Source organism: Akkermansia sp. UBA7090, assembly GCF_002493465.1.
In the GTDB taxonomy this organism is placed as follows: domain Bacteria; phylum Verrucomicrobiota; class Verrucomicrobiia; order Verrucomicrobiales; family Akkermansiaceae; genus Akkermansia; species Akkermansia muciniphila_A.
In genome coordinates this window covers 53,827-75,005 of record NZ_DKYW01000003.1, presented here as the reverse complement: position 1 = coordinate 75,005, position 21,179 = coordinate 53,827, and the positions used below count along the sequence as shown (strand labels likewise).

At 52.2% G+C, this 21,179-nt stretch carries 20 protein-coding genes and 1 tRNA gene; 13 read left to right on the top strand and 8 right to left on the bottom strand.

Going from position 1 to position 21,179, the window contains the following annotated elements:
• The first annotated feature begins 25 nt into the window (after window positions 1-25).
• Together B3075_RS00780 and B3075_RS00775 are read left to right on the top strand one after the other, a co-directional pair.
• On the top strand, window positions 26-799 hold the full coding sequence (locus tag B3075_RS00780) for an energy transducer TonB (protein WP_290489590.1): 774 nt from the start codon (window positions 26-28) through the stop codon (window positions 797-799).
• A 22-nt stretch (window positions 800-821) separates the two neighbouring features.
• Window positions 822-2,513, top strand: a complete 1,692-nt coding sequence (locus tag B3075_RS00775; RefSeq protein ID WP_094135525.1) for a putative manganese-dependent inorganic diphosphatase — start codon at window positions 822-824, stop codon at window positions 2,511-2,513.
• Window positions 2,514-2,592: 79 nt separating this feature from the next.
• Here the strand turns inward: B3075_RS00775 and B3075_RS00770 are convergent, their stop codons facing one another.
• The 3 genes from B3075_RS00770 to dnaX are packed head-to-tail and all read right to left on the bottom strand — an operon-like array spanning window position 2,593 to window position 6,188.
• Complete coding sequence (locus tag B3075_RS00770; protein WP_290491989.1) at window positions 2,593-3,633, bottom strand: endonuclease/exonuclease/phosphatase family protein; 1,041 nt, start codon at window positions 3,631-3,633, stop codon at window positions 2,593-2,595.
• Between the two features lie 12 nt (window positions 3,634-3,645).
• A complete protein-coding gene (locus tag B3075_RS00765; protein WP_094135527.1) occupies window positions 3,646-3,960 on the bottom strand; it encodes a YbaB/EbfC family nucleoid-associated protein in 315 nt (104 codons plus the stop codon).
• A 29-nt stretch (window positions 3,961-3,989) separates the two neighbouring features.
• Window positions 3,990-6,188, bottom strand: coding sequence for a DNA polymerase III subunit gamma/tau (gene dnaX / locus B3075_RS00760; RefSeq protein ID WP_290489592.1), 2,199 nt, complete (start codon window positions 6,186-6,188; stop codon window positions 3,990-3,992).
• Here dnaX and B3075_RS00755 point away from each other — a divergent pair.
• The 4 genes from B3075_RS00755 to B3075_RS00740 all read left to right on the top strand — a co-directional run bounded on the left by B3075_RS00755 (window position 6,072) and on the right by B3075_RS00740 (window position 8,499).
• Window positions 6,072-6,401: a hypothetical protein gene (locus B3075_RS00755; protein ID WP_179218303.1), complete on the top strand. Its 330-nt coding sequence runs from the start codon at window positions 6,072-6,074 to the stop codon at window positions 6,399-6,401. The two genes, dnaX and B3075_RS00755, sit on opposite strands and share 117 nt — an antisense overlap.
• Window positions 6,402-6,407: 6 nt before the next feature.
• Window positions 6,408-7,184, top strand: a complete 777-nt coding sequence (locus B3075_RS00750; RefSeq protein ID WP_290489593.1) for a hypothetical protein — start codon at window positions 6,408-6,410, stop codon at window positions 7,182-7,184.
• A gap of 47 nt (window positions 7,185-7,231) precedes the next feature.
• A complete protein-coding gene (locus B3075_RS00745) occupies window positions 7,232-8,047 on the top strand; it encodes a hypothetical protein (protein ID WP_290489594.1) in 816 nt (271 codons plus the stop codon).
• Window positions 8,048-8,408: 361 nt separating this feature from the next.
• Window positions 8,409-8,499, top strand: a tRNA-Ser gene (locus B3075_RS00740).
• Between the two features lie 82 nt (window positions 8,500-8,581).
• Here B3075_RS00740 and radC read toward each other — a convergent pair.
• The 3 genes from radC to infA all read right to left on the bottom strand — a co-directional run bounded on the left by radC (window position 8,582) and on the right by infA (window position 11,108).
• Complete coding sequence (gene radC, locus B3075_RS00735; protein WP_094135532.1) at window positions 8,582-9,322, bottom strand: RadC family protein; 741 nt, start codon at window positions 9,320-9,322, stop codon at window positions 8,582-8,584.
• Window position 9,323: 1 nt separating this feature from the next.
• Window positions 9,324-10,814: an NAD(P)H-hydrate dehydratase gene (locus tag B3075_RS00730; RefSeq protein WP_290489595.1), complete on the bottom strand. Its 1,491-nt coding sequence runs from the start codon at window positions 10,812-10,814 to the stop codon at window positions 9,324-9,326.
• Between the two features lie 93 nt (window positions 10,815-10,907).
• Window positions 10,908-11,108: a translation initiation factor IF-1 gene (gene infA / locus B3075_RS00725; RefSeq protein ID WP_031930865.1), complete on the bottom strand. Its 201-nt coding sequence runs from the start codon at window positions 11,106-11,108 to the stop codon at window positions 10,908-10,910.
• A gap of 551 nt (window positions 11,109-11,659) precedes the next feature.
• Between infA and rplM the strand changes: the two genes are divergently transcribed.
• Together rplM and rpsI are read left to right on the top strand one after the other, a co-directional pair.
• A complete protein-coding gene (gene rplM / locus B3075_RS00720; RefSeq protein ID WP_290489596.1) occupies window positions 11,660-12,088 on the top strand; it encodes a 50S ribosomal protein L13 in 429 nt (142 codons plus the stop codon).
• A 14-nt stretch (window positions 12,089-12,102) separates the two neighbouring features.
• Window positions 12,103-12,498 carry a 30S ribosomal protein S9 gene (gene rpsI, locus B3075_RS00715; protein WP_012420275.1) on the top strand — a complete coding sequence of 132 codons (396 nt, stop codon included), beginning with the start codon at window positions 12,103-12,105 and terminating at the stop codon, window positions 12,496-12,498.
• A 226-nt stretch (window positions 12,499-12,724) separates the two neighbouring features.
• Here rpsI and B3075_RS00710 read toward each other — a convergent pair whose 3' ends face one another.
• Both B3075_RS00710 and B3075_RS00705 read right to left on the bottom strand, forming a co-directional pair.
• The gene (locus B3075_RS00710) at window positions 12,725-13,162 is read right to left on the bottom strand and encodes a 23S rRNA (pseudouridine(1915)-N(3))-methyltransferase RlmH (RefSeq protein WP_094135534.1); all 438 of its coding nucleotides are present in this window, start codon (window positions 13,160-13,162) and stop codon (window positions 12,725-12,727) included.
• A gap of 6 nt (window positions 13,163-13,168) precedes the next feature.
• Window positions 13,169-14,737, bottom strand: coding sequence for an excinuclease ABC subunit UvrC (locus B3075_RS00705; protein WP_290489597.1), 1,569 nt, complete (start codon window positions 14,735-14,737; stop codon window positions 13,169-13,171).
• Window positions 14,738-14,848: 111 nt separating this feature from the next.
• Here B3075_RS00705 and B3075_RS00700 point away from each other — a divergent pair, with 111 nt between their 5' ends.
• The 5 genes from B3075_RS00700 to B3075_RS00680 are packed head-to-tail and all read left to right on the top strand — an operon-like array spanning window position 14,849 to window position 21,156.
• On the top strand, window positions 14,849-15,631 hold the full coding sequence (locus tag B3075_RS00700; protein ID WP_094135536.1) for a MotA/TolQ/ExbB proton channel family protein: 783 nt from the start codon (window positions 14,849-14,851) through the stop codon (window positions 15,629-15,631).
• Between the two features lie 39 nt (window positions 15,632-15,670).
• Window positions 15,671-16,117: an ExbD/TolR family protein gene (locus B3075_RS00695; protein ID WP_094135537.1), complete on the top strand. Its 447-nt coding sequence runs from the start codon at window positions 15,671-15,673 to the stop codon at window positions 16,115-16,117.
• Window positions 16,114-18,546, top strand: a complete 2,433-nt coding sequence (locus B3075_RS00690; RefSeq protein WP_290489598.1) for a tetratricopeptide repeat protein — start codon at window positions 16,114-16,116, stop codon at window positions 18,544-18,546. Before B3075_RS00695 ends, B3075_RS00690 begins: the two co-directional genes overlap by 4 nt.
• A gap of 24 nt (window positions 18,547-18,570) precedes the next feature.
• Window positions 18,571-20,364 carry a transglycosylase domain-containing protein gene (locus B3075_RS00685; protein ID WP_290489599.1) on the top strand — a complete coding sequence of 598 codons (1,794 nt, stop codon included), beginning with the start codon at window positions 18,571-18,573 and terminating at the stop codon, window positions 20,362-20,364.
• Between the two features lie 27 nt (window positions 20,365-20,391).
• Window positions 20,392-21,156: an inositol monophosphatase family protein gene (locus tag B3075_RS00680; RefSeq protein ID WP_290489600.1), complete on the top strand. Its 765-nt coding sequence runs from the start codon at window positions 20,392-20,394 to the stop codon at window positions 21,154-21,156.
• The last annotated feature ends 23 nt before the right edge of the window (window positions 21,157-21,179 follow it).

The window sequence follows — 21,179 nt, the reverse complement described above, 5'->3', positions numbered from 1 at the left end:
TCCCCCCGTTCCCTGCCCGTTTTTTATGGATAAAAAGCCTGGAATTGTAAAATTCACTCCCCATTCCACTTCCAGATCCGCAATATTGATTGCGATGGCTGTGGCAGTGGGCGTGCAGGTAGCTTTGTGTGCCGTGCTTGTAGCCATACATTTGCAGGATATGTGGTTTCCCTCCGTCCAGGGCGGGGAGGTGGAAATGACGTTTGTGTCTCCGTCCAAAGAAGCCCCTCAGGAGAAGGAAGAGGTTCAGCCTGTATCTGTTGTTCCTGTTGCAGCTCCTTCAACAGTCAGCCCCGTTCCGGAAATTGCATCAGATGAAGACCTGTTGGCGATCAAGCTGCCGGAAAATGAAGATTGTTCCGAAATGAAGGATTTTCTTTTGGATGAGGCTTCTTCGGAACTCTTGCCGGAAGAACTCGCCGTCATGCGGATTTCCATGAATGAGGTAAAGCGCAGGCAACCCGTGAAGAGCCCGGAGGTATCCCCGCCGGGGCGTCCGGACCCGGAGCAGAATATTTCCCCTGATAAAAAGGTGCGTTATAAACATGCTCCGTCCTTGCCCAATTCCGTCAATTCTTCTAAAGTCGGGAAGGTGAATGCCGTGGTGAAAGTGGTGGTTGGAGTGAATTCCCAAGGGGAACCTTCATCCGTCAATCTTCTTCAGTCAACGGGGAATGCGGAATTGGACCGCCTTTTCATGCGTTGGGTGAGAGAGAATTGGACTTTCTATCCGGCGGAAAAGGACGGAGTGCCCATTGCTTCCAAGGTGGTGGTGCCCGTCAGGCTGAATATAGATTAACCTGTGCAAGGAAAAAAGAAAGATGCTTCCGGAGAAGACAGAGAATAGGCCCGTTTATGTGATCGGCCACCAGAACCCGGACACGGATGCTATTTGTTCAGCCATAGGGAACGCGGAGTTTTTAAGAACTCATGGCGAACCTGACGCGGTTGCCGCCAGATGCGGGGAGATGACGCTGAGAACATCCTGGGTGCTGGAAAAGGCAGGAGTGCCGGAGCCGATACTGATTCATGACGTGACGCCCACCGCCGGAACAATCTGCCGTCGTGACGTGATTAGCGTAAGCCCGGACGATACATTCCTGACGGCGTATCGAAGGATGACGGAGAATTCTCTGCAAACCATACCGGTAATTGACGCTGATCACAATCTTCACGGCCTGTTGCGTTATTTTGATTTGTTGAGCCTGCTCATGCCTTTGAATATGACGGAGATGAATGTTCGCTCCGTCTTTTCCAGCCTGAGCAATATTGCCACCACCATTGACGGCAAATGTCTGACCGGGGAATCCTTGAGCGAGGAAGAAACGCAGAATATCCTGCTGGTAGGAGCTTCCAGTGAACCCAGTGTCCGGACAAGGCTCGCAAATTACAGGAGAAAAGGGATTGTCCGGGATCTGATCGTTATTTGCGGAGACCGTCCGAATGTGCAACTATATGCGGTGGAACATGGCGTACGCGCTTTGGTGACCACGTCTGGCGCGTTCCCTTCCCTGGACATTATTGAGACGGCCCAGACGACGGGAACATGTATTTTAAGCACCCCGTGGGATACGGCCAGTGTTGGTCAGTTGATCCGTTGTTCTCGGAAGGTGAGGGAACAGGTTCAGAAGGATTATACAGTTTTTCCGGAAAATATGCTGTTGCCCGAGTTGAGGCAGGCTGCCGTGAAGCGCAAGCAGACATTGTTTCCTGTGATGAGCCTCAAGACGGACAAGATCATTGGTGTTCTGAGCAAGACGGATTTGGTGGATCCGCCCCGTACGCGCGTGGCTTTGGTGGATCACAATGAATTTTCACAGGCCGTCAAGGGAGTGGAGGAGGCGGAAATTGTGGAGGTAATGGATCACCATCGTTTGGGCACCCAGCTTTCTACACGTGATCCCATCCGTTTTCTGAATGAACCCGTAGGTTCTACATCTACTTTGGTGGCGCGCAGATTTTACCATCGTAATGTGGAGCCTTCCCAGGCTGTAGCGGTTTGCCTTTGCGCGGGAATTCTTTCAGATACCCTGAATTTGACGTCTCCTACGGCGGCACGGGCGGATAGGGAAATGTTGGAATGGCTGACAGGTATCGCCAAAATAGATGCCAAGCAGTTTACAGAGGAGTTTTTTGCCACTGGTTCTCTGTTGCGTTCCAAAACCGAACCTTCCGTTATTATTCAGGCGGACAGGAAGACTTTTACGGAGTACGGCTACAAGATCAGTATTTCCCAGATTGAGGAAATTGGCATGTTTGGCCTGGAAGAGGTTCAGGAAGGTTTAGTGAGGGAGCTTTGGAAGCTGGTGGAGAAGGAGGGGCTGAAGCTTGCCTGCCTTTTGGTTACGGATATTGTCACCCATGATTCTATGTTGCTGGCCGTCGGGGATGAAGACGCTTTGGAAAATATTGAGTACGAGCGGCTTGGTCCTAATCTATTTTCCGCCACTGATGTAGTAAGCCGGAAGAAGCAGCTTTTCCCTGCTATTTCCCGTGCATTAAAAACGTTGTAGATGCCGAGAATCTTTGATTTTTAAAGGCAAAATCTTTCCTGCAGAGGAGGGCTGATGTTGCTGCGCAGTAAAGGATAGCTCAGGGGATTGCGATGTCTGCCACGATGGACCGGCGAATAGTATCCGGTATCAGCACAGTACTGGCTCTTTCAGGTTTAAGCGGCGGTGTGCAAAAAACTCGGTCCAGGCGCAATAGAGGGAATCTGACAGGCTGCGTAGCTCCATAACCGGCGCCTTTCAGTTTGAAACAATCCTGAAAGTCGGAACTGAATTTGGAAAAAATGGGGGATTGAGGGGCGGCGCTGAAGTTTCCGGCCATGATAATGGGAAGTTCTCCATGTTGGGTTCCTACTTCCTTCAGGGTGTCAAACAGGTATTGAAGTTGTTTGCGGTGGATGAACCGGAGTGTATGGAAATATTTCCAGCAGGCAGGGGCGTACAGGTCGAACCGATGTTCAAAAGGTTCCAGACTGATGTTGATGAGCCGAATCGCCAGGGAGGAATTTTCCGGTATCCAGTCTACAATCAAACCGGCTGTGTCTGTGATGTTCTGGGCCGGACCAATCTGACCGTGCCTCACGATAATGGCGCAACTTCCTATTTGCTTGATATAAGAGGTTCTACCGAAAATACTGTAGGCAAATTTGAGCGTTCGGTTATAATTGCTGCAGCCTTGGACGAAAATAACGTCTGCACGGAGTTTGGATATTTGTTCAATGGGAGGAGGCTCCTCACTCCTCTCGTACAAGGTAAGAACCCTGATTTGCTTGGCGTTCGGAGCCAGAGGCATCTTGTAGTACTCCATTCCGGTTCTGGAAATGGGAGGGAGAAAGTCTGTAATGACGATGCCGTACGCAAACCAGACGGTGATGCCAAGTAGACCGATCCGGGAACCGAAGACCAGCCATGCAATGAGCGCCGGAAAGGAGAAAATAAGGCAGCAAGCCCATATGGGCAGTGACGTTGCAAATGCCATCGTGTCCGAACCGGTCCAGAAGATGGTGACGACGATGACCCACAGGCACAGAGAAACGCCGCCCAGCGCTATTCCCAAGTGGTTGACTCCGGATAGCGTTGGTTGAGGTTCCTCCAGATGTTTGCGTCTTCTGAGTCGATGCACTGAGGTGACAGATTAAAAGCCCATGCCGGGAGGGAGATCCAGGCCTCCTGTCAGTTTTTTCATTTCCGTCGCTGCTGTTTCCTTGCCCTTGGCAATAGCGGCATTGATGGTTTGAAGGAGCAGATCCTGAAGGAATTCAGAATCGGACGGGTCAATGATGGAAGGATCAATGAGCAGTTCCGTGAGGTTTCCGTCGCAGGTGGCGGTTACTTTCAATTTCCCGCCCGCCCCTTCCGTTGTAACGGTTTGCGAGGCGAGTTTTTCTTGGGCAGCTGCAAGTCCGGCCTGCATCTGCTGAACCTGCTTCATCATTTTCATTATGTTCATGGTTGTTGTATCTGGGTGAATGAGTTGGCTTATTGGGAAATGATACGGGCCCGGAAAATCTCCATGGCGGCATCAATCAGCGGATCCGTATAATAAGAGTTATCTTCATTTTCCTTTTTGGTGGTTTCCTGAACAGGCTCTACAGTTTTTTCCCGCTGGGTATGGGGTTTGGGTGCAGGAACCGGGGATGCTGGGGGAGGCGGGGCAGGCAGAGGATCCAGCTCTTCCTGGACCGGTTCGGGAATGGAAGAATCCTGACGGACAGAAATAGTAACAGGGGTTCCAATATATTGGGAAAGAGTAGTTTCCAGAGCCGTTCGAAGAGGGCCGGCTCCAAGGCTGTCCATCCCTTGGCGGTCAGAAGGATGAAAAGAAATGGCGGCTACTACGCCGTCATAGCCGGAAAAAACGCTGTTGGTCAGAAAGTCCGCTTGAAGAGGGAATTTGACGGCTACTTGTTCCAGAACCGTTTTCCAATCTTCCTCCGTGATAGTCTTTCCGGTTTGTTGGGACGGAGCTGCCGGTTCCTCTTTTTCTATGGGAACCTGGGGGCGGGATGATGAGCTTGGAGGATCGAATAGATTGTCAAAGAAGCTTTTGGTCCGTCTTTCCGGAGGAAGATTTTCCTCTGGATCCATGAAAGTAGGCTCTGGAGAATCCGTAGGGAGTTCCGACACATCGGAGACAGCGGAACTCGGGCACCGGGTGGCTTCCTTGGGCACGGGTACGGTTTCTGTCCGCAATTTAGTGGCGGAGTAGGGAATCTCTTCCTCTGCAACGGCAAGGGATGGGGCTTCTGCAGCAGGTGTGAAAGTGTTTTGTTGCGGTTCGGTTTCCTGCGCGGGATAGGGAGAAGCTTGCGTGTCGATCCCCTGATTTTTCTGTACTGCGGGGGATAAGCAGGGAGGGGCCGCGGAAAAATCCGGAACCGGATCCATTAAGTGTTCTTCCGGAGCCGGGGATGGTTTTGTTGCAGCAACAGGAGGCCGGACATTGGATTGGGGGGACGGAGTGGGAGCTGTAGCGGAAGGAGTGAATGCACTTGGTTTTTGCAGTGAAACAGAATCTGAAGAAGATGCCGGGGGCACGGCGGTTAGCGGAGCACCTTCCAACGCCATGATAATATCACTGATGCTGGCCTCAGCCAGAGTATGGACGGCCTTGATCAGGCCCATTTCCAGATGAAGTCTTTTATTGGTGGACCAGCGCATCTTATCTTCCGTTTCCGCCAGTACTTCCACCAAACGCAGGATTTTGTCCGTGTGGGTGCGTTTGACCAATCCGGCAAGTTCTTCCTTGGAGGATTCCGGGAGAGAGTCAAAGCTGGCTTCCGGATCTACTTTAGAGACCAGAATTTCACGTACGGCGGAGATAATTTCGGAAAGGAACTGACTCATATCCCTTCCTGCTTCCGCCTGTTCATGCAGAAGATGCAGGAGGGAGGAAAGCTCCTTGTTTAAAATAAGTGTCAGAGCGTGGGCCACGGTCTCCCGGGAAGTAATGCCGAAAATGTGGAGTACCTGCCGTTCTTCAATATGATCTCCACAGAAGGAAACAAGCTGGTCCAGCATGGATTGTGCATCCCGCATACCACCATCTGCCACTTTAGCGACGGCAAAGGCTGCTTCCCGGCTCAGATTTACTCCCTCTGCAGAAGCGATATGAAGCAGGTGTTCTGCAATGATTTCAGAAGGAATGGGGCGCAGGTCGAAGCGCTGGCATCGTGATAGAATGGTTGGCAGTATTTTGTGGGGTTCCGTGGTTGCGAAAATAAATTTGACATGAGGTGGCGGTTCTTCCAGCGTTTTGAGCAGGGCGTTGAAAGATTCTTTAGTGAGCATGTGCACTTCGTCTATATAGACGATACGGAAATTGCCTCTGCTTGGAGCGAACCGTACGTTGTCCCTGAGATCCCGGATGTGATCGATGCCACGGTTGGATGCTCCGTCTATTTCAAGGACATCAAGGCTTCGTCCTTCCGCGATTTCTTCACATATATCTTCATGCGGATCAAAATCCACTTTGGGACCACCGCTGCAATTTAGAGCTTTTGCAAAAATTCTTGCGGTTGATGTCTTTCCCGTTCCACGGGGACCTACAAAGAGATAGGCATGGGCAAGGCGGTTGTGCTCAATGGCGTTTTTCAACGTCTGGACGACATGATCCTGTCCAAGGACGTCATTGAATGTCAGAGGACGGTATTTTCTGGCAAAGACCTGGTAACTCACGGTTCAGAAAGACTAGAAGATGAGTTCCCGTTTGAAAAGAAAATAGAGAGTAATTGTTTTAAAATGTTGATAAAACGCTTCTTGGAGGGTCTCGTTACGGAGCCTGTCCGAAAAAAATATCAAGAAAACAATGAGGATGTTATTTTGATGTTGAAATCTGAAAATGTTCATGCCAATCTCACAAAAGTAACAGGAACCTTCTCATCTCTATAATTTCCTATGTGGGTCAAAGTATCAATAGCAGCCTTGGTCATTGCTCTTCTCGGGGGAGCCATGTATTATCTTGATAACGAGGAAGCTCTAACCAAGGAGCGTAAGGAATGCGCCTCCCGCTATAAGAACCTGAACGGTCTTCGTGGTGAGTTCACGGAAGAAAAGACAAAATATGTCGATTTTCTGGTGAAAAATGAGGCTTTGACGAATGACATCAATGCTCTAACCAAGGAAAAAGATGAGCTGGAAGTAAAGAATCAGGAGCTGGCGGCAGCCAATGAGGCCAAAAAATCTGATCTTCAAACGCAGCAAACCGCGTTGGCGGAATTGCAATCCAAGAGTAAGGATATGGAAAGCATTCAGGCCATTGCTGACAGAATCAAGGGGCTGGAAGAAGAGTCCAAACAGTTGGAAGTGGTTAAGCAGGCGGAACAGGGAAAACATGATGCTATCGTTGCTGAGACTGAACAGCTTGTCGTGAATAATGCTGCCCTCCGTCAGCTCAAGGCTGACCAGGATGCCCGTCTTTCTCCGCCTAACCTGAAAACGAGGGTGTCCCAGGTGATAGATGATTTTAATGTAGTTGTGATTGACGGAGGAGCCGCCGATCTGGGCGTGGTGCCCGGTTCCAAGTTGGCCGTGATGAGGGATGGTAACAAGATTGCCGAACTTGACGTAAACGCTGTTGAATCCCGTGTTTCCACGGCTACTATTTTACCAAGTACGGTAACCGCCGGCGAACGTGTTGAAGCCGGAGACGTCGTTGTATCTGTTCGTCCCTAGCATTTTCTCGGTTCAATACATTCCATACACTCTCACATATATACACAATGAAAACTGTTTTAGTAGTTTTATTGATTCTTGCAGCAGGGGCGGGTGCCTGGTTCTCCGGTCTTAGCGGCCTTTTCGGCATTAATGGCCAGTACCAGGATTTTAAAGAAATGATTTCGTATCGTAAAACCTTGGACAAGGAAATTCGTACTTGGACAGGCCTGCGCAACGATATGATTAAGAATCGTGGATTGGCTGCGGAAGAAAACCTTAGTCTGATTTCCAACAAGGCTTCCGTGACTCAGCAGCGCGATGAACAGCTTTCCAAGGAAGCGGAGTTGAAGGAGGAAGAAGTACAATTGAATGCAGACTTGTCCAAAATCAATAAACAAATTGAGGAATTAAAGAGCAAGTTGCAAGATTTTGGTGTTTCCAGCGTACAGGAAATCCAAGAGAAGATGGAATCTCTGGAAGCTTCCAATAAAAAGCTTCAGGAAGATATTGACCAGATTAAAAGTGCTACGGAAGTGGCTGCCAAGAAACGGGCAGAACAAGCCAGTGAGCTGGCTAGCCGCCAGAAGGAACAGGCTGAATATCGAGCTGCTCTTGCCAAAAATGGGGAGGAATATCCCGTTTTGTCGGTGGATCCGCAGTGGGGGTTTGTCGTGATTGGAGCTGGACAGGGTAGTAGCATTGATCCAAATACGGTTCTGCTTGTTACCCGTAACGGTCGCAGCATTGGTAAATTGAAGGTAACTTCCTTGGAAAAGAATCAGACGGTAGCTGACATTATTAAAGACAGCGTGCCTTCCGGTCTGAGTATTCAACCTGGTGACAGAGTACAGCTTCTGCGTCCTCGCCAGTCTGCCAAATAAGGTTTTTTGTCACGTATTTCCCTTGAACCCCAGTATGTCTTTCGGCATAGTGGGGTTCAACTTTTTAAAAGGAAATGATGAAACACTTTACAATCTCCTTTTTGTTTGTATTTTCCCCTCTTTTTCTGCTTTCTTCCTGTTCCTGGTTGATGGAGCCGCAGGAGAAGGAGCGTGTGCCGCAGCCTCCTCCCGGTCCGGAAAAGAGTGCACTCCCTCATAATAAGACTCAAAGATTTGAGGCGGAGGCAACGCTCGGGCCGCTGGCGTCGCCAAGACGTTAAGGCTTTCAAATGACGTGGGCGGTGATTCTGTTCTTTACAGTATTCGGCAAACCGGGTACAACCGCCTATGTCTTCCAGGTGGAGAGATGGCTGAGCTGGTCTAAGGCACTCGACTCGAAATCGAACGTGGGCTAAAACCCACCGTGGGTTCGAATCCCACTCTCTCCGCCAGTTTTTTAATAAAAGCTCCGTGTTATGCCGGGGCTTTTATTTTTGGAAGGAGAACAGACCGGAAATTTGGATGAACGGCTGTTTAGTGGTAAAGGGGGTGTTCTTGACCGGGATCTTTAAGGCGATCTCCATTAGGATGATTGTAACTATAATAATTTTTATGGGCTGTCTCGGTAGGTTTACCAATGATTACATGATCCAGAAAGCGAACGCCTAATAATTTGGAGCATTCCCGCACGCGTTCGGTCAGGAGGTTGTCTGTACGGCTGGGGGAGGGGTTTCCGCTGGGATGGTTGTGGGCAAGGATGAAGCCATAGGCGTTGTGGATGACGGTGGGGCGTAAGATGTCGCGGGGATGAGCAATGGATTCGTTTAAGGTGCCACTGGAGATTTCCACAGGTTTAATGAGGCGACATTTGGTATCCAGCAGCAGAACGAGTACCGTTTCCTTTTCTTTCCAGCGCATGGCTGTTGTCAGATAATCATAGACGTCTTCCGGTGTTTGAATGGGCTGACGCGACAAAGTTTCGCGAAGAGCCCTCGCGCCCAGTTCAAAGGCCGCGCTCAGCGTAGCGGCTTTCGCCATGCCTATTCCCTTGCAGATGTTCGCTATTTCAGCAGCTTCCATATGAGCTAGGGCGTCTAGAGAGCCAGCAGACTGAATCAGGTCCGAGGACAAGTCCAATACATTTTTCCCCTTGATGCCCATTCGGAGGAAGATGGCAAGCAGTTCCGCATTGCTGAGGCTGTGCCTTCCCTGATGAAGCAGTTTTTCCCTGGGCAAAGACTGGGAGGGCAGTTCCTGAAGTTTGCGGTAGGTCATTTCAATAGCAGAGGCGTGCGGTGGAAAGAATGGCGGCAGGCAGATGTCGCAGCGTATCCCCTGCCGTCAGCGTTTGCTGGGTTGCTTCCCCGACGGAGATTGCCATTTCGGAAGCTCGGCCGCACAGGTAGACGCCTAGAACGGCGGAAACCAGAAGGGATTCCCCCTGGCTTATGAAACCTCCGCAGATACCTGCCAGCACGTCTCCCTGTCCAGCAGTTGCCATGCCGGGATCTCCGGTAATGTTATAAAAGAGAGGTTTTCCCCGTTGGGTGACGATGGTGCGCGCTCCTTTGTAAATCAGAGCCGCTTCATGTTCCGCCAGAAAGCAGTCGGCAATGTCTGCCCGGATGGCATAGTTGTCTGCATCCGGCAGAAGTCTGAGAATTTCTCCGTGGTGGGGGGTAGCCAGAATATGTTCTCCCAAGTTCCACTGCATGGCCGCGGCCAGATTCAGCCCGTCCGCATCCAGAACGGTGGGAGTGCCTGTTTCCAGGATAAGGCGGATAGCTTCTGCGTCTTCCTCCGATACGGAGCCGATGCCGGGGCCAATGAGGAAAGCGCTAAATGTACGGATGGAGATATCTGCGTAACTGTTCACGGGCCTGACCATGATTTCGGGAGGCATGGATGGAGCAATCAGGGGATAGACATTCTTGTGGACGTGCAGCGTAACCAGTCCGGCACCTGCCCGGAGAGCTGCTTCACAGCAGAGACGGGCCGCGCCCAGCATTCCTTCCGAGCCTGCTATGACGCCAATGTGCCCGCGTTTGTTCTTATAATCCGTATAGGGTCTTGCAGAAAGGAATTTGGTGAGCCTTGAAGAGGTAATAAGTTCCGTGGCGGGGATCGCCTGTACATGAAGACCGGGAAGATCGATGCAGACCAAACGTCCGGCAAAAAGGGTGGCGTCATCGTCCAGCAGGCCCTGCTTAACGGCTCCTATGCACATGGTGAAATCTGCTTCCACAGCATTTTGTTGAGGCATCCCCGTGTCTGGATCTACTCCGGTGGGAATATCGATAGCCACGGTACGTACGGCCCCGCAGCGGTTTCTTATATAGTTTATTTCTGCGCAAAGCTCGGAGATTTCCCTGCGGAGCATTCCCTTTGCGCCAATTCCCAGCAGGCCGTCCAGCAAAATCATAGGTTTTCCCACACGGGGAAGGGGTGGGGCCTGGTATTCCTGAGGGGGGGGAGATATTTCCGCCAACTGCCGCATAGAAAGTTCACTCCATTCGGTGCGCGGGTAAGCGGTTCGGAAGCCTATTTCCCAACCATGTTGTTTCAGTAGGTTGAGGACGGTGAGGGCGTCTCCCCCGTTGTTTCCTTTGCCTACATAGGCTATGCACAGACCCGGGACGGGGAAGAACTGCATGAGGGATTCCGCAATACCGGCTGCGGCCAGGTTCATCAGTGTTCTGGCCGGTGTTCCGCTAACGATGAGCTCGCGTTCCGCGATCTGCATATTTTCCGTGGAGCAAATTTTCATGGCACGCTGATGGAGACAACCTTTACTGTAAGCTAAAAAACCTTCCCCTGCAAGCCGGAGAAGGTTTTTACAAAAGGAACGAGCCGGGAACGGTTAACCGATGCGGAACGTGATGCGCGCTTTAGTCATGTCATAAGGAGACATTTCCATACGCACCTTGTCTCCTACCACGATTTTAATAAAGCGCTTGCGCATTTTTCCGGAAATATGGGCCAGCACTTCGTGCCCGTTGGGAAGGCGCACCTTGAACATGGTTCCTGCCAGTACGGCGCAGATGGTTCCTTCCACTTCAATTTCGCTTTCGGAGTTTTCTTCCTTGGGTTCCGATTTGCTAAAATGCTTTCTGCCCTTGGTGTGGCGTCCTCCGCCTCCTTGCGGGCGCTGCCTGTTGGCGTTACCTCCGGGACGGCTCCCCCCTCCTGTTCTGGGATTTCCCGGTCCTGCGGACTGTCCGGCCGGTCGTGACGCTCCTGTGCCATTGCCGGAAGACCGGGATTGTCCGGGACGGTTGCCGGTGCCGGTCGGTCTGGAACCGGTGCGGGAATTCTGACCGCCGCTGGGACGGCTGCTGGATCTTGGATTCGGGCTGATAGGTCTCTCCTTGTAAGGTTAAATGAACGCGCGTGTGCAAATTTCGCGCAGGCGTATGATAGACCATATTTTCGCAAGAGCAAGCCCTGAATGCGGAAGTTGCGCAATTAAACCGCAATTCTATGGAGAGGGACGGGAAAAAGGCCGGAAAAGAGAAAAAGTATTTGACATTTACGTGAATAATCATTAGGAATGCGCCCCCGAATTGGAAGATAACGGCAGGATGCCGAAAAACGAGAACGAAGAATTGAACCATGAAGACCTTCTCAGCCAAACCGCAAGAAGTAGAGCGCAAATGGTATGTTATAGACGCTGCCGACAAGGTGCTCGGCCGTGTTGCCGTTGAAGCGGCTAACATTTTGCGTGGCAAGAATAAGACGATTTTTACCCCCCACGTTGATTGTGGCGATTTTGTCATTATCGTGAACGCGGACAAGGTGGTGTTGACCGGCAATAAGGAAAATGCCAAAATTTATACCCGTTTCTCCGGTTACGTCGGCGGTAAGCAGGTGGACACTCCCCGTAAAATTCGCGCTCGCCGTCCTGAACTTCTTCTGGAACTGGCTGTTAAAGGCATGGTTCCTCACACCCGCCTGGGCCGTCAGCAAATGACCAAGCTGAAGGTTTATGCCGGTGCTAACCATCCGCATGAAGCCCAGCAGCCCACCGCCATTACTCTCTAATTGATTTTTCAGACATGAGTCAGACAACCCCATACAACGCCACCGGCCGTCGTAAGACCGCCATTGCACACGCTTGGCTTACTGAAGGTTCCGGCCGCATTACCATCAACCGCCGCGGTTTTGAGGAGTATCTTCCTACCGTTCAGTTGCAGAACGCTGTTCTTCAGCCCTTTCAGGTTACCAACACCATGAACAAGTTTGATGTGAACGTCGTTACCAAGGGCGGCGGGATTCACGGACAGGTGGGAGCCATTCGCATGGCGATCGCCCGTGCTCTCGTTCAGGTTGATGAAGCTTCCCGTTCCCAGCTCCGTGAATTCGGTCTTCTGACCCGTGATTCTCGCATGAAGGAACGTAAAAAGCCCGGCCGTCCTGGGGCCCGCAAGCGTTATCAGTTCTCCAAGCGTTAAGCTTGGCTGGTTGCGAAGGAACTGGCTTTACCATTTCTTTCTCGGAAAAGGAGTACTCCTTGTGGAGTGCTCCTTTTTTGTTGCAGAAAGAACTTTGTTTTTACTGTTTTATACGTCTTTAAACAGCCTTTTCTGGTCGGATTGCTTACGGCGGCTTCAATGATTTTCCTGCATTTGCCGTGAAGGGAACAGGTTTTCCTGTACAGGAATGTCTGGCCGACGAGGGTTACCGATGGTATGGTGTTCCTGCCAGAATAGTATGGCAGCGGTAAATCTGTTCCAGCAGGACAACAAGCGCCAGTTCATGTTGAAGGGTGAATTTGCTCAAGGACAGGATATGGTTACACCGGGATCGTAATTCTTCCGTATGACCGTCCGAGGCTCCGATGAGAAACGCGATGCGGCGTACGGAATGCATTTGCCAGTCCTTCGCCAGATCGACCAGCTTTTTTGTGGTCCAGAGTTCTCCGCGTTCGTCCATGGCGATGCGCAGACAGCCTTCGCTGGCTGCCAGCAGGCGTTTTGAAACGTCCTGGGAGTTTCCATCTCTGACAAGTTTGAGTTCCGTTTTGCCGAAAGGTCTGAGGCGGTTGAGATAAAATTCCACGCCTTCCTTGGCGTAGCCTAGAGAAGGCTTTCCGGCGGCCAGAATCAGGAATTGCATGGGGAGTCAGGAGTTGGAAGATGAATTAAGGTAGTTCAGCAGGGCGCGGGCCCAGGTTTCCGAAATGCCGCGGATGGCGGCGATAGAAGCCGGATCTGCCTTTTTAATGGCAGCTACTGATTTGAATTTTTCCAGCAACAGTCTTTTTTTTGAGGCGCTCATGCCCGGTGCGTCGTCCAAGGCGCTTTCCCGCATGCGTTTGCGGTAGAGCAGTTCGTTATAGCCGTTGGCGAAGCGGTGGGCTTCGTCGCGGATGCGCTGCATGAGTTTGAGGGCTCCCGTGCTGTGAGGCAGACAAAGGGGTTGGGACTGATGGGGGAAAAATATTTCTTCTCTCTGTTTGGCCAGACCGACGATGGGCATGTCTCCCAGTCCGATGGCTTCCAAATCGGCCAGAGCAGAGGAAAGCTGCCCTTTACCTCCGTCCACCACTACCAGATCCGGAACCTTGATGGGGGCTTTTCCTTCCGCACTGAGTTTCTTGAGCCACTGGTACAGAGTCATGTCCGCCTGACGGGAGGCTACGGCGTCGCTCTCCGCCAGAATGCGGGAGTAACGCCTCCGGATGACTTCCGACATGGAGGCGAAGTCATTTTGTCCGTCTACAGTGCGTATACGGTACCGGCGGTAGGCTTTATTGTCCGGCCTGCCGTTGGTGAAGCGCACCATGGAGGCCACGATATGGTTGGAAGAGACATTAGAAATGTCAAAGCATTCCATAATGAGCGGGGGAGATTCTAATCCCAGGGCCACCCCCAGTTCCTTCATGTCTTCTTCCGGGTGAACGGTGCCGGGAAGATCGGGAGTTCCTTTTCGGAACCGCCGGGCGGGTTCCAGTACCTTGACCAGATTGTCCCGGATGTCCCGCAGGTATGCCGCGCGTTCAAAGTCCAGTTCATCGGCGGCTTCCATCATTTCCCTGGTAAGTTCGTCCAGAGCGCTTTTTTTCCCCGTTCCTTCCAGCAGACGCACCGCCTGGTCAAAGTTCCGGTTGTAATCATTGATGGAAATGCGGCCAACGCACGGAGCGGAGCAGTTGCGAATCACATCCGCATGGCAGTGCCTGAAGTCATGGATTCCCGGATTTTTTGTCTTGCAGGTTCGCAATCGGAAGTGCCGGTTGAGCCATTCCTGCGTGGCGTACAGAGCCTGGGAGTGGACAAAGGGGCCGAAGTAGCGCGCGCCGTCATCTTTGCGCACTCGCGCCAGCTGGAAGCGAGGCAGTTTTTCCCCTTTCGGAATTTTCAGCAGGGGGTAGCGCTTATCGTCCTTCATCTGGATATTGTAATGTGGGCGATATTGTTTGATCAGTTTGCTTTCCAGCAGAAAAGCCTCCTGGTCATTTCTGGTTTCAAAATAATCAAATGACGCAATAGCATTAATGAGCGCTCTTGTCTTATGGTTGGAGAGTGTGGCTCCCGTAGGAGAAAAATAATTGCCCAGGCGGCGGTGGAGGTCCTTGGCTTTGCCCACGTAGATAGTATTTCCCTGGGCGTCTTTCATGATATAAACGCCTGGTTTGTGCGGAGTTTCCCTCCAGAGTTCTTTCAGGGTTGGTTGCTCGCGGTCTGCCACGCAGGCATTATGCCATATGAGGCAAGAAATGGAACTGCGGAAACGTACTGTATTACGGCTACTTGGCTTGCCTAGGAAAACTTCTTCTGTATAATCCTCTATGTCTTTTGTATGAACCCTGTACCGTTTACCACGCTGGCCGCCGCCATGGATTTTGTGGTGGGAGATAGAAATTATCCCCTTTCCGAGCTGTTCATGAAAGGCGGTTTCATCATGTGGCCGCTGCTTTTGTTATCCATCGCCGGAGTGGTGGTGCTGGTCATGTGCTGCTTTTCTACCCGTGCTGCCGCCGTTTTGCCTACCAAATTGGTGGAACAGGCGGAATCTTTCATCCGCAAGCGGGATTACACGGGGCTTTCCATCCTCTGCAAGAATGGAGATTCCTGCTACGCCCGCGTGATGTTGACTGTAGCCAACTTCATGTTGCGCAACCCCTCCGCCCAGTTTGAGGAGGTGAGGGAGATAGCCTCTGCGGAAGGAGGACGGCAGGCGGGGTTCCTAAGCCGCCAGATTTCCTGGCTGTCGGATATTGGCGCCGTAGCTCCTATGCTGGGGCTGTTGGGGACCGTGGTCGGGATGATGAAAACCTTTTTTGAGATTGCCAACGGTGATTTTTCCGGGGGCAAGCAACGTATTGACATGGCGGGCGGCGTGGCGGAAGCCTTGATTACGACGGCGGGCGGCCTGATGCTTGGCATTCCCGCCATCCTGGCTTATGTATATTTCCGCAGCCGTGTGCATAAACGGGTGGGAGACCTGGAGGCCGCCGTCACGCACAGCGTTTCCGTAGTTGCCACCCAGCTTCAGAAGCCGCGAGCCGGCGCTTTTCATGAAGAGGAGCTCCCCAAAGTTCCCGTAGACCCCACTTCCCTGCGCGATGTGCGCGGGCTCTAGCCGGAATGCGTCTGCTTCCTCACCTCACCGGAAGAATGTATGAAATTTCACTATAAAATGCCCAGTCCCATCGGGTTTCAATTGGCCCCCATGCTGGACATCGTATTTCTGCTGTTGGTGTTTTTCGTCGTAACCCAGACATTTGAGGATGATGAACCGGATCTTTCCATCAATCTTCCTTCGGCGGAGACTCCCAAGCCCGGTGAAACCGTGTCCAATGAAATTATCGTGAATATCCGTAAGGATGGTACCGTGGTAATTAACCGCCAGCCGTATACGATGCCGCAGCTGGAAGACAAGCTTTTTTCCGTCGCCCGCTTGGACAAAACCATGCTCGTTCGTATCCGCGTGGATGAAAAGGCGGAATCCGGCGTGGTGGTACATGTGATGGACGCATGTTTGAAAGCCGGGCTGAATAACGTTTCTTTTTCCACGCGTCCTCCGGCTCCGTCTTCCATCAATGTTTCCAATTCCCAGGCTTCATGAAAGCGTTCTTTTCCATTAATGCAGGTTTAATAACTTTGGCGATGTTTTCCGTCGCCCAGGAAAATATTCCGGATGCCGCTCCCATCGCGGATGGTCCGCTGGTTGCCAATCCGGAGCAGGATACGCTGGATATGGCTGACATGCTGTACAAACAGGCCCAGGCTCCGGCTACGAAGGAGAACCGGCAGGAATATGGGCGCCTTCTTGATTTAAGCTTGCGTAAGTATCTGGAATTTACCCAACGCTTCCCCCGGTCTGCCCAGGCTCCCCTGGCAGAGTATCGTGCTGCCATGTGTTTGGAGGAACTGGGCAGGAAAGATGAGGCACACGTCCTGTTCCTCAGATTGATTCAGACAGGCAGCCCCTCCCTGGTTGCCGCCTCCGCCTACCGCCTGGCGACAGACGCTTCCTCTGCCGGGGAAACGGATAAGGCCATTCAGTATTACCAGCTCGTGATTCGCAATGCGGAACAGAATGATTTGAAGGTGGACGCCCAGTATCGCATGGGGCGCCTGTTTCTTTCCAGCGGCAATCCGGAGGCAGCCGCTACCATGTTTTGCGCGGTGATTGGCAACCCGGAAGCGAATGCCAAGTTTGTTCTGGTGTCCCGGATGGGATATGCCGCCCTGTGTGCAGATACGGGACGCCTGGGAGAAGCCTATTCAGAATATCGCAAGGTGCTGGAAACGCCCGGTGTGGATAACAGGAACCGGGGAATCGCCACCCTTCAGGCCGCCATGCTGGCTACCAAACTGAAGAAGACTGCGGAAGCCCAGGGCCTCTATGAACAGCTTTTGAAAGATGAATCTTTGAAGGAGATGGCTCCGGAAGCCCGAATGGGGCTTTTTCTGGGGCTGTACAATATGGGCAAGTACAAGGAGATACTTTCCCAGCATGAGCAGCAGAAGGGAATAAAGATGCCGACAAAGGACGGCCAGGTGCGTCTGTTGATGCTGCTGGGGCAGGCCGCCTATAAATTGAAAGAGTACCGGAAAGCGGCGGATTTCTTTCTGGAAGCGGAAAAGGCCGTTCCTTATACGCAGGAGGCCATGCAAGCCTCCTTTTATCGGTTGCTGTGTTATAATGAACTCAAGCAGAAGGATCTTCCCCAGCGGGCTCAGAGTTTTTTGAACCATTATGCCAAGGCTTTTCCTACCAGTGAACTGCATGATATGGTGCGCCTGATGGCTGCAGAAAGCCTGTTCAGCTCCAATCCGGCGGATGCCGCCCGGTTTTATGCCAGCATTGATTTTGACAAGGTGCCCCCGAAGATGCGTGCGGATATTTTATATAAGAGCGCGTGGGCAATCGCTCAGGCTGGGAACAGAGGCGTGGCCGCCAAGCTGCTGACGGATTTTATCAATGATTTTCCGAAGGATCCCCGCATTTGTGAGGCATTGACATTGCGTGGAGACATGTATGCCAAGACCAAGAAGGAGGCTGAGGCGCTGATGGATTTTGACCGTGTGATTGCCCGCTGGCCGAAAGCCGAATCCGCCGCTGCCGCATGGCAGAGGGCCGCTCAGATTTATGCGGGACGCCAGGATATGGCGAACATGGCGAAGTATTATGAAGGCCTGATTCAGAATTTTCCGAAGGCGTCTCCTGCCGCTCTTGCTGAAGCCCATTTCCTGCTGGGGCGCGCGGCGTTTGACCAGGGAGATTTCAAGTCTTCCATCAGCCATATGGCGGAGGCCAAGACGCTGGATCCCCAGAAATACGGGGAACAAGTTAATGTGCTTTCCGTCCTGTCCTATCACAAGCTCCAGGACGTGAATAAACTGAAGGAAGCCCTGGAAACCCTGCAAAAGGAAAATCCTTCCGCCGTGGCCCGTGTGCCGGATGTTATTCCCGCATGGCTGGGTCTTCAGGCTTATGGAATGAAGGATCTGGAAACGGCGGACAAGTATATGACCTGGGCTACGCAGAACGACCAGCTTCAAAATGTGAAGAAGGTGATTTGGCGCAATTTGGCGAAGGTGCGTCTGGCGCTCAGAAAGTATGACCGCGCCCTGGTGGCTTCCAACAATTTCCTGAAGGATGAGGACCAGCCTTACCGCCGTGCGGACGGCATGCTGGACAAGGCTTCCATTCTTCTGGGACTGGGCAAGTATGCGGATGCCAGGAAGACGGCGGAAGAAGCGCTGGCTCTGGGTGTGGAAGGTCCTTTGATGGCTTCCTTGAAAATTGTTCTGGGGGATATTTCCTATGCGGAGAAAAAGTTTGATGAAGCGGCCAAGCATTACGGCGTTACGGCCGAGTTGTTTGTCAATGACGCTGAATTGAAACCCAAGGCTCTGTTCAAGGCGGCGGAAGCTTTGGACAAGGCTGGGCGCAAGTCGGAGGCTTCCCAATACCGGGCACGCCTGCAAAAGGAATTCCCGGATTGGAAACAGGATGGAGAGCCTCTGCCTCCGGATGCACGATAAGCGTTTTTAAGGATTAAACCCGGAATGGAGAACAGGCGTAAAAGATGGTATGATCTGTTCGGATTGCTGCCTCGCAATCTGGGCCGTCTGCTGTTGTGGTTCAGCCTCATTCCTATCGCTTTCATCATTGTTCTTCTCGTTTATGCATGGAGAGCGGACCAGTATGAGCTGGACGAGGTTTTGGCGCCGTTGGAAAATTGCGCTGCATATGACCGCAACGGCCAGTGGATAGGCACCTTGACAGATCATGACCGGGTGTATGTAGCGCGCAATGAACTGCCTGATAATCTGGTGAATGCGTTCATTGCGCGGGAGGATGAAGATTTTTTCGAGCATGGCGGCATTGTATACTCTTCCATTATCCGTTCCATTTGCCGGAATCTGACTACGTTGTCCTATGCCCAGGGAGCTTCCACGATTACGATGCAGCTGGCGCGGAATTGTTATGAACTGGGGGGGAAGACCCTGGATCGCAAGGTTCTGGAAATGGCCGTGGCTCGCCGCATTGAGGGTAAGTATTCCAAGGATGAAATTCTGACGGCTTACCTGAACCGCATTTATTTTGGCCAGCAATGCTATGGAATTGCGCAGGCGGCGGATTTGTATTTCGGCAAAAAAGTGGCGGATTTGACACTGGCGGAGTGCGCTACCCTGGCCGGGCTGGTGCGCGGACCTTCCATTTACAATCCTGTTTACAGCCCGGAGGCTGCCGTTAAAGTCCGCAATGCGACGCTGGAAAGAATGTTTGAGTGTGAATTTATTACCCGGGAACAATTATGGCAGGCGCTCCGCGAACCGATGGCAGTGGCTGGTAAACGGGAAGCGCGGCCCGGTTCTTATCCCGTTCTGGTTGTTTCCCGGGAATTGGGGAACCTGGATTGCTGCGACGAGCAGGAGGGAACCTCCAGCATTTTTGTCATGACCACGCTGGATTTGGAATTCCAGCGGATGGTTGAAGATGTAAGCGAGCCTATGCTGGCCGCTCTGGAATCTTCTTCCGTGTGGGCGGGGCTGCCCAAAAGGGTGGATAACCAGTTGAATCATTGTGTGCAAGCGGCCATATTGTGCGTGGATTCCCGTAAAGGGGATTTGCTGGCCGTAACAGGAGGGCGCTCCGCCCAGGACGGTCTGGACCGGTGGCAGTCCAAGGTAATGCCCGGCGACCTGTTCACTCCCATCGTCAATTTGTGCGCCGTTGATCAGCGTAGAACCGTTATCCGCAGCAATCCGGAAGTCACTGGTCGCGGGGTAGGTTTCAATACGGTAATAGAAACGGCGCAAAAGGCCGGCTACAAAGGGGAACTTCCCCGTTCTTCGGACTTGTATACCGGCAGGTTCCGCATACCTCTCTCGCATGCCGTCAATGCCCTGTATCTCATCGGAAATGACGGGCTCAATGTAAATATTTCCTCCGTCAGGCAGGTGGGCACCACCAAAAAGAACCTGGTGATGGTGAATGCTCCTTCTCCGGAAGAAAGCCGTCAGGAGATCCTGCCTAGGGAATCCGCCCATCTGGTGGCGTCCCTTCCTCCCTTCCGCTATGACGAACGAGCCAGGAAAACATTCGTCAATGTCAGGCTTCCTGGGAATACGGGGCATTTTTCCGCCGTCATGGGGCGTTATTTCACGGTTTTTGTCTGGGTGGGCTTTGATTCTCCGGAGGATGCCATCTATGAGAAGAAGGGGATTGCCGCAGCATTGGCAGCAACCTGTTCCTCCCTGGCTGGGGAAGTGTATGATCGTGCGGAGGAAGGCCGCAGAAAAGCCGTCCGGGAACGCCGGGAGCGGGAGAATCCTGCGGAACAGGGGCCCCAGTGAAATTCAATTTTCCATTAGTAAAGCATCATGAGACACTCACTTGAAATGACCACGGCCATTCAGGCCGCCAAATCCGCCGGAGCTTTCCTGAAGAAGCATTTTTATGAGCAAAAGAAGGTGGATGAAGCCAGCCAGAATGACATCAAGCTGGAGCTGGACAAGCTCTCCCAGAAACTGATTACGGAGGAAATCCTCTCCGTGTTTCCCCACCACGCCGTCTTGGGCGAAGAAGGATACACCGGGGACAGGAACAGTGAATATGAATGGATTGTAGACCCCATTGACGGGACGGTGAATTATTTTTACACGATTCCCTGGTTCTGTGTCTCCATAGCTTTGCGCCGCCGCGGGGAAGTGGTTCTTGGAGTGATTTACGACCCCATGATGGATGAATGCTGGCATGTGGAAAAGGGCGGGATTCCATACATGAATGATCATCCCATGTATTGCAGCCGGCGGGAACGCATGGCGGAAGCCGTGGTATTCGTGGGGCACGGCAAGACGGACGGTTCCAAGGAAAAAGGGATTGAACGCTTCGCCAAGATCGCCTGGCAGGTACGCAAGGTGCGCAATAACGGTTCCGCCGCTTTGGCCCTGGCTTATATTGCCTGCGGCAGATTTGACGCCTATGTGGAAAGCGTCATTTCCATCTGGGATGTCGCTGCCGGGGTTTTGCTGGTGGAAGCAGCCGGAGGCAAGGTTGTTTTGGAACCGAAGGAAGACAATCCTGAACAATTCGCCATTGTCGCATGGAACGGTCGCATCCCTGTTATGGAAGCACTGGGAGAATAGCCTGAACATTATTGCCGCAGTAC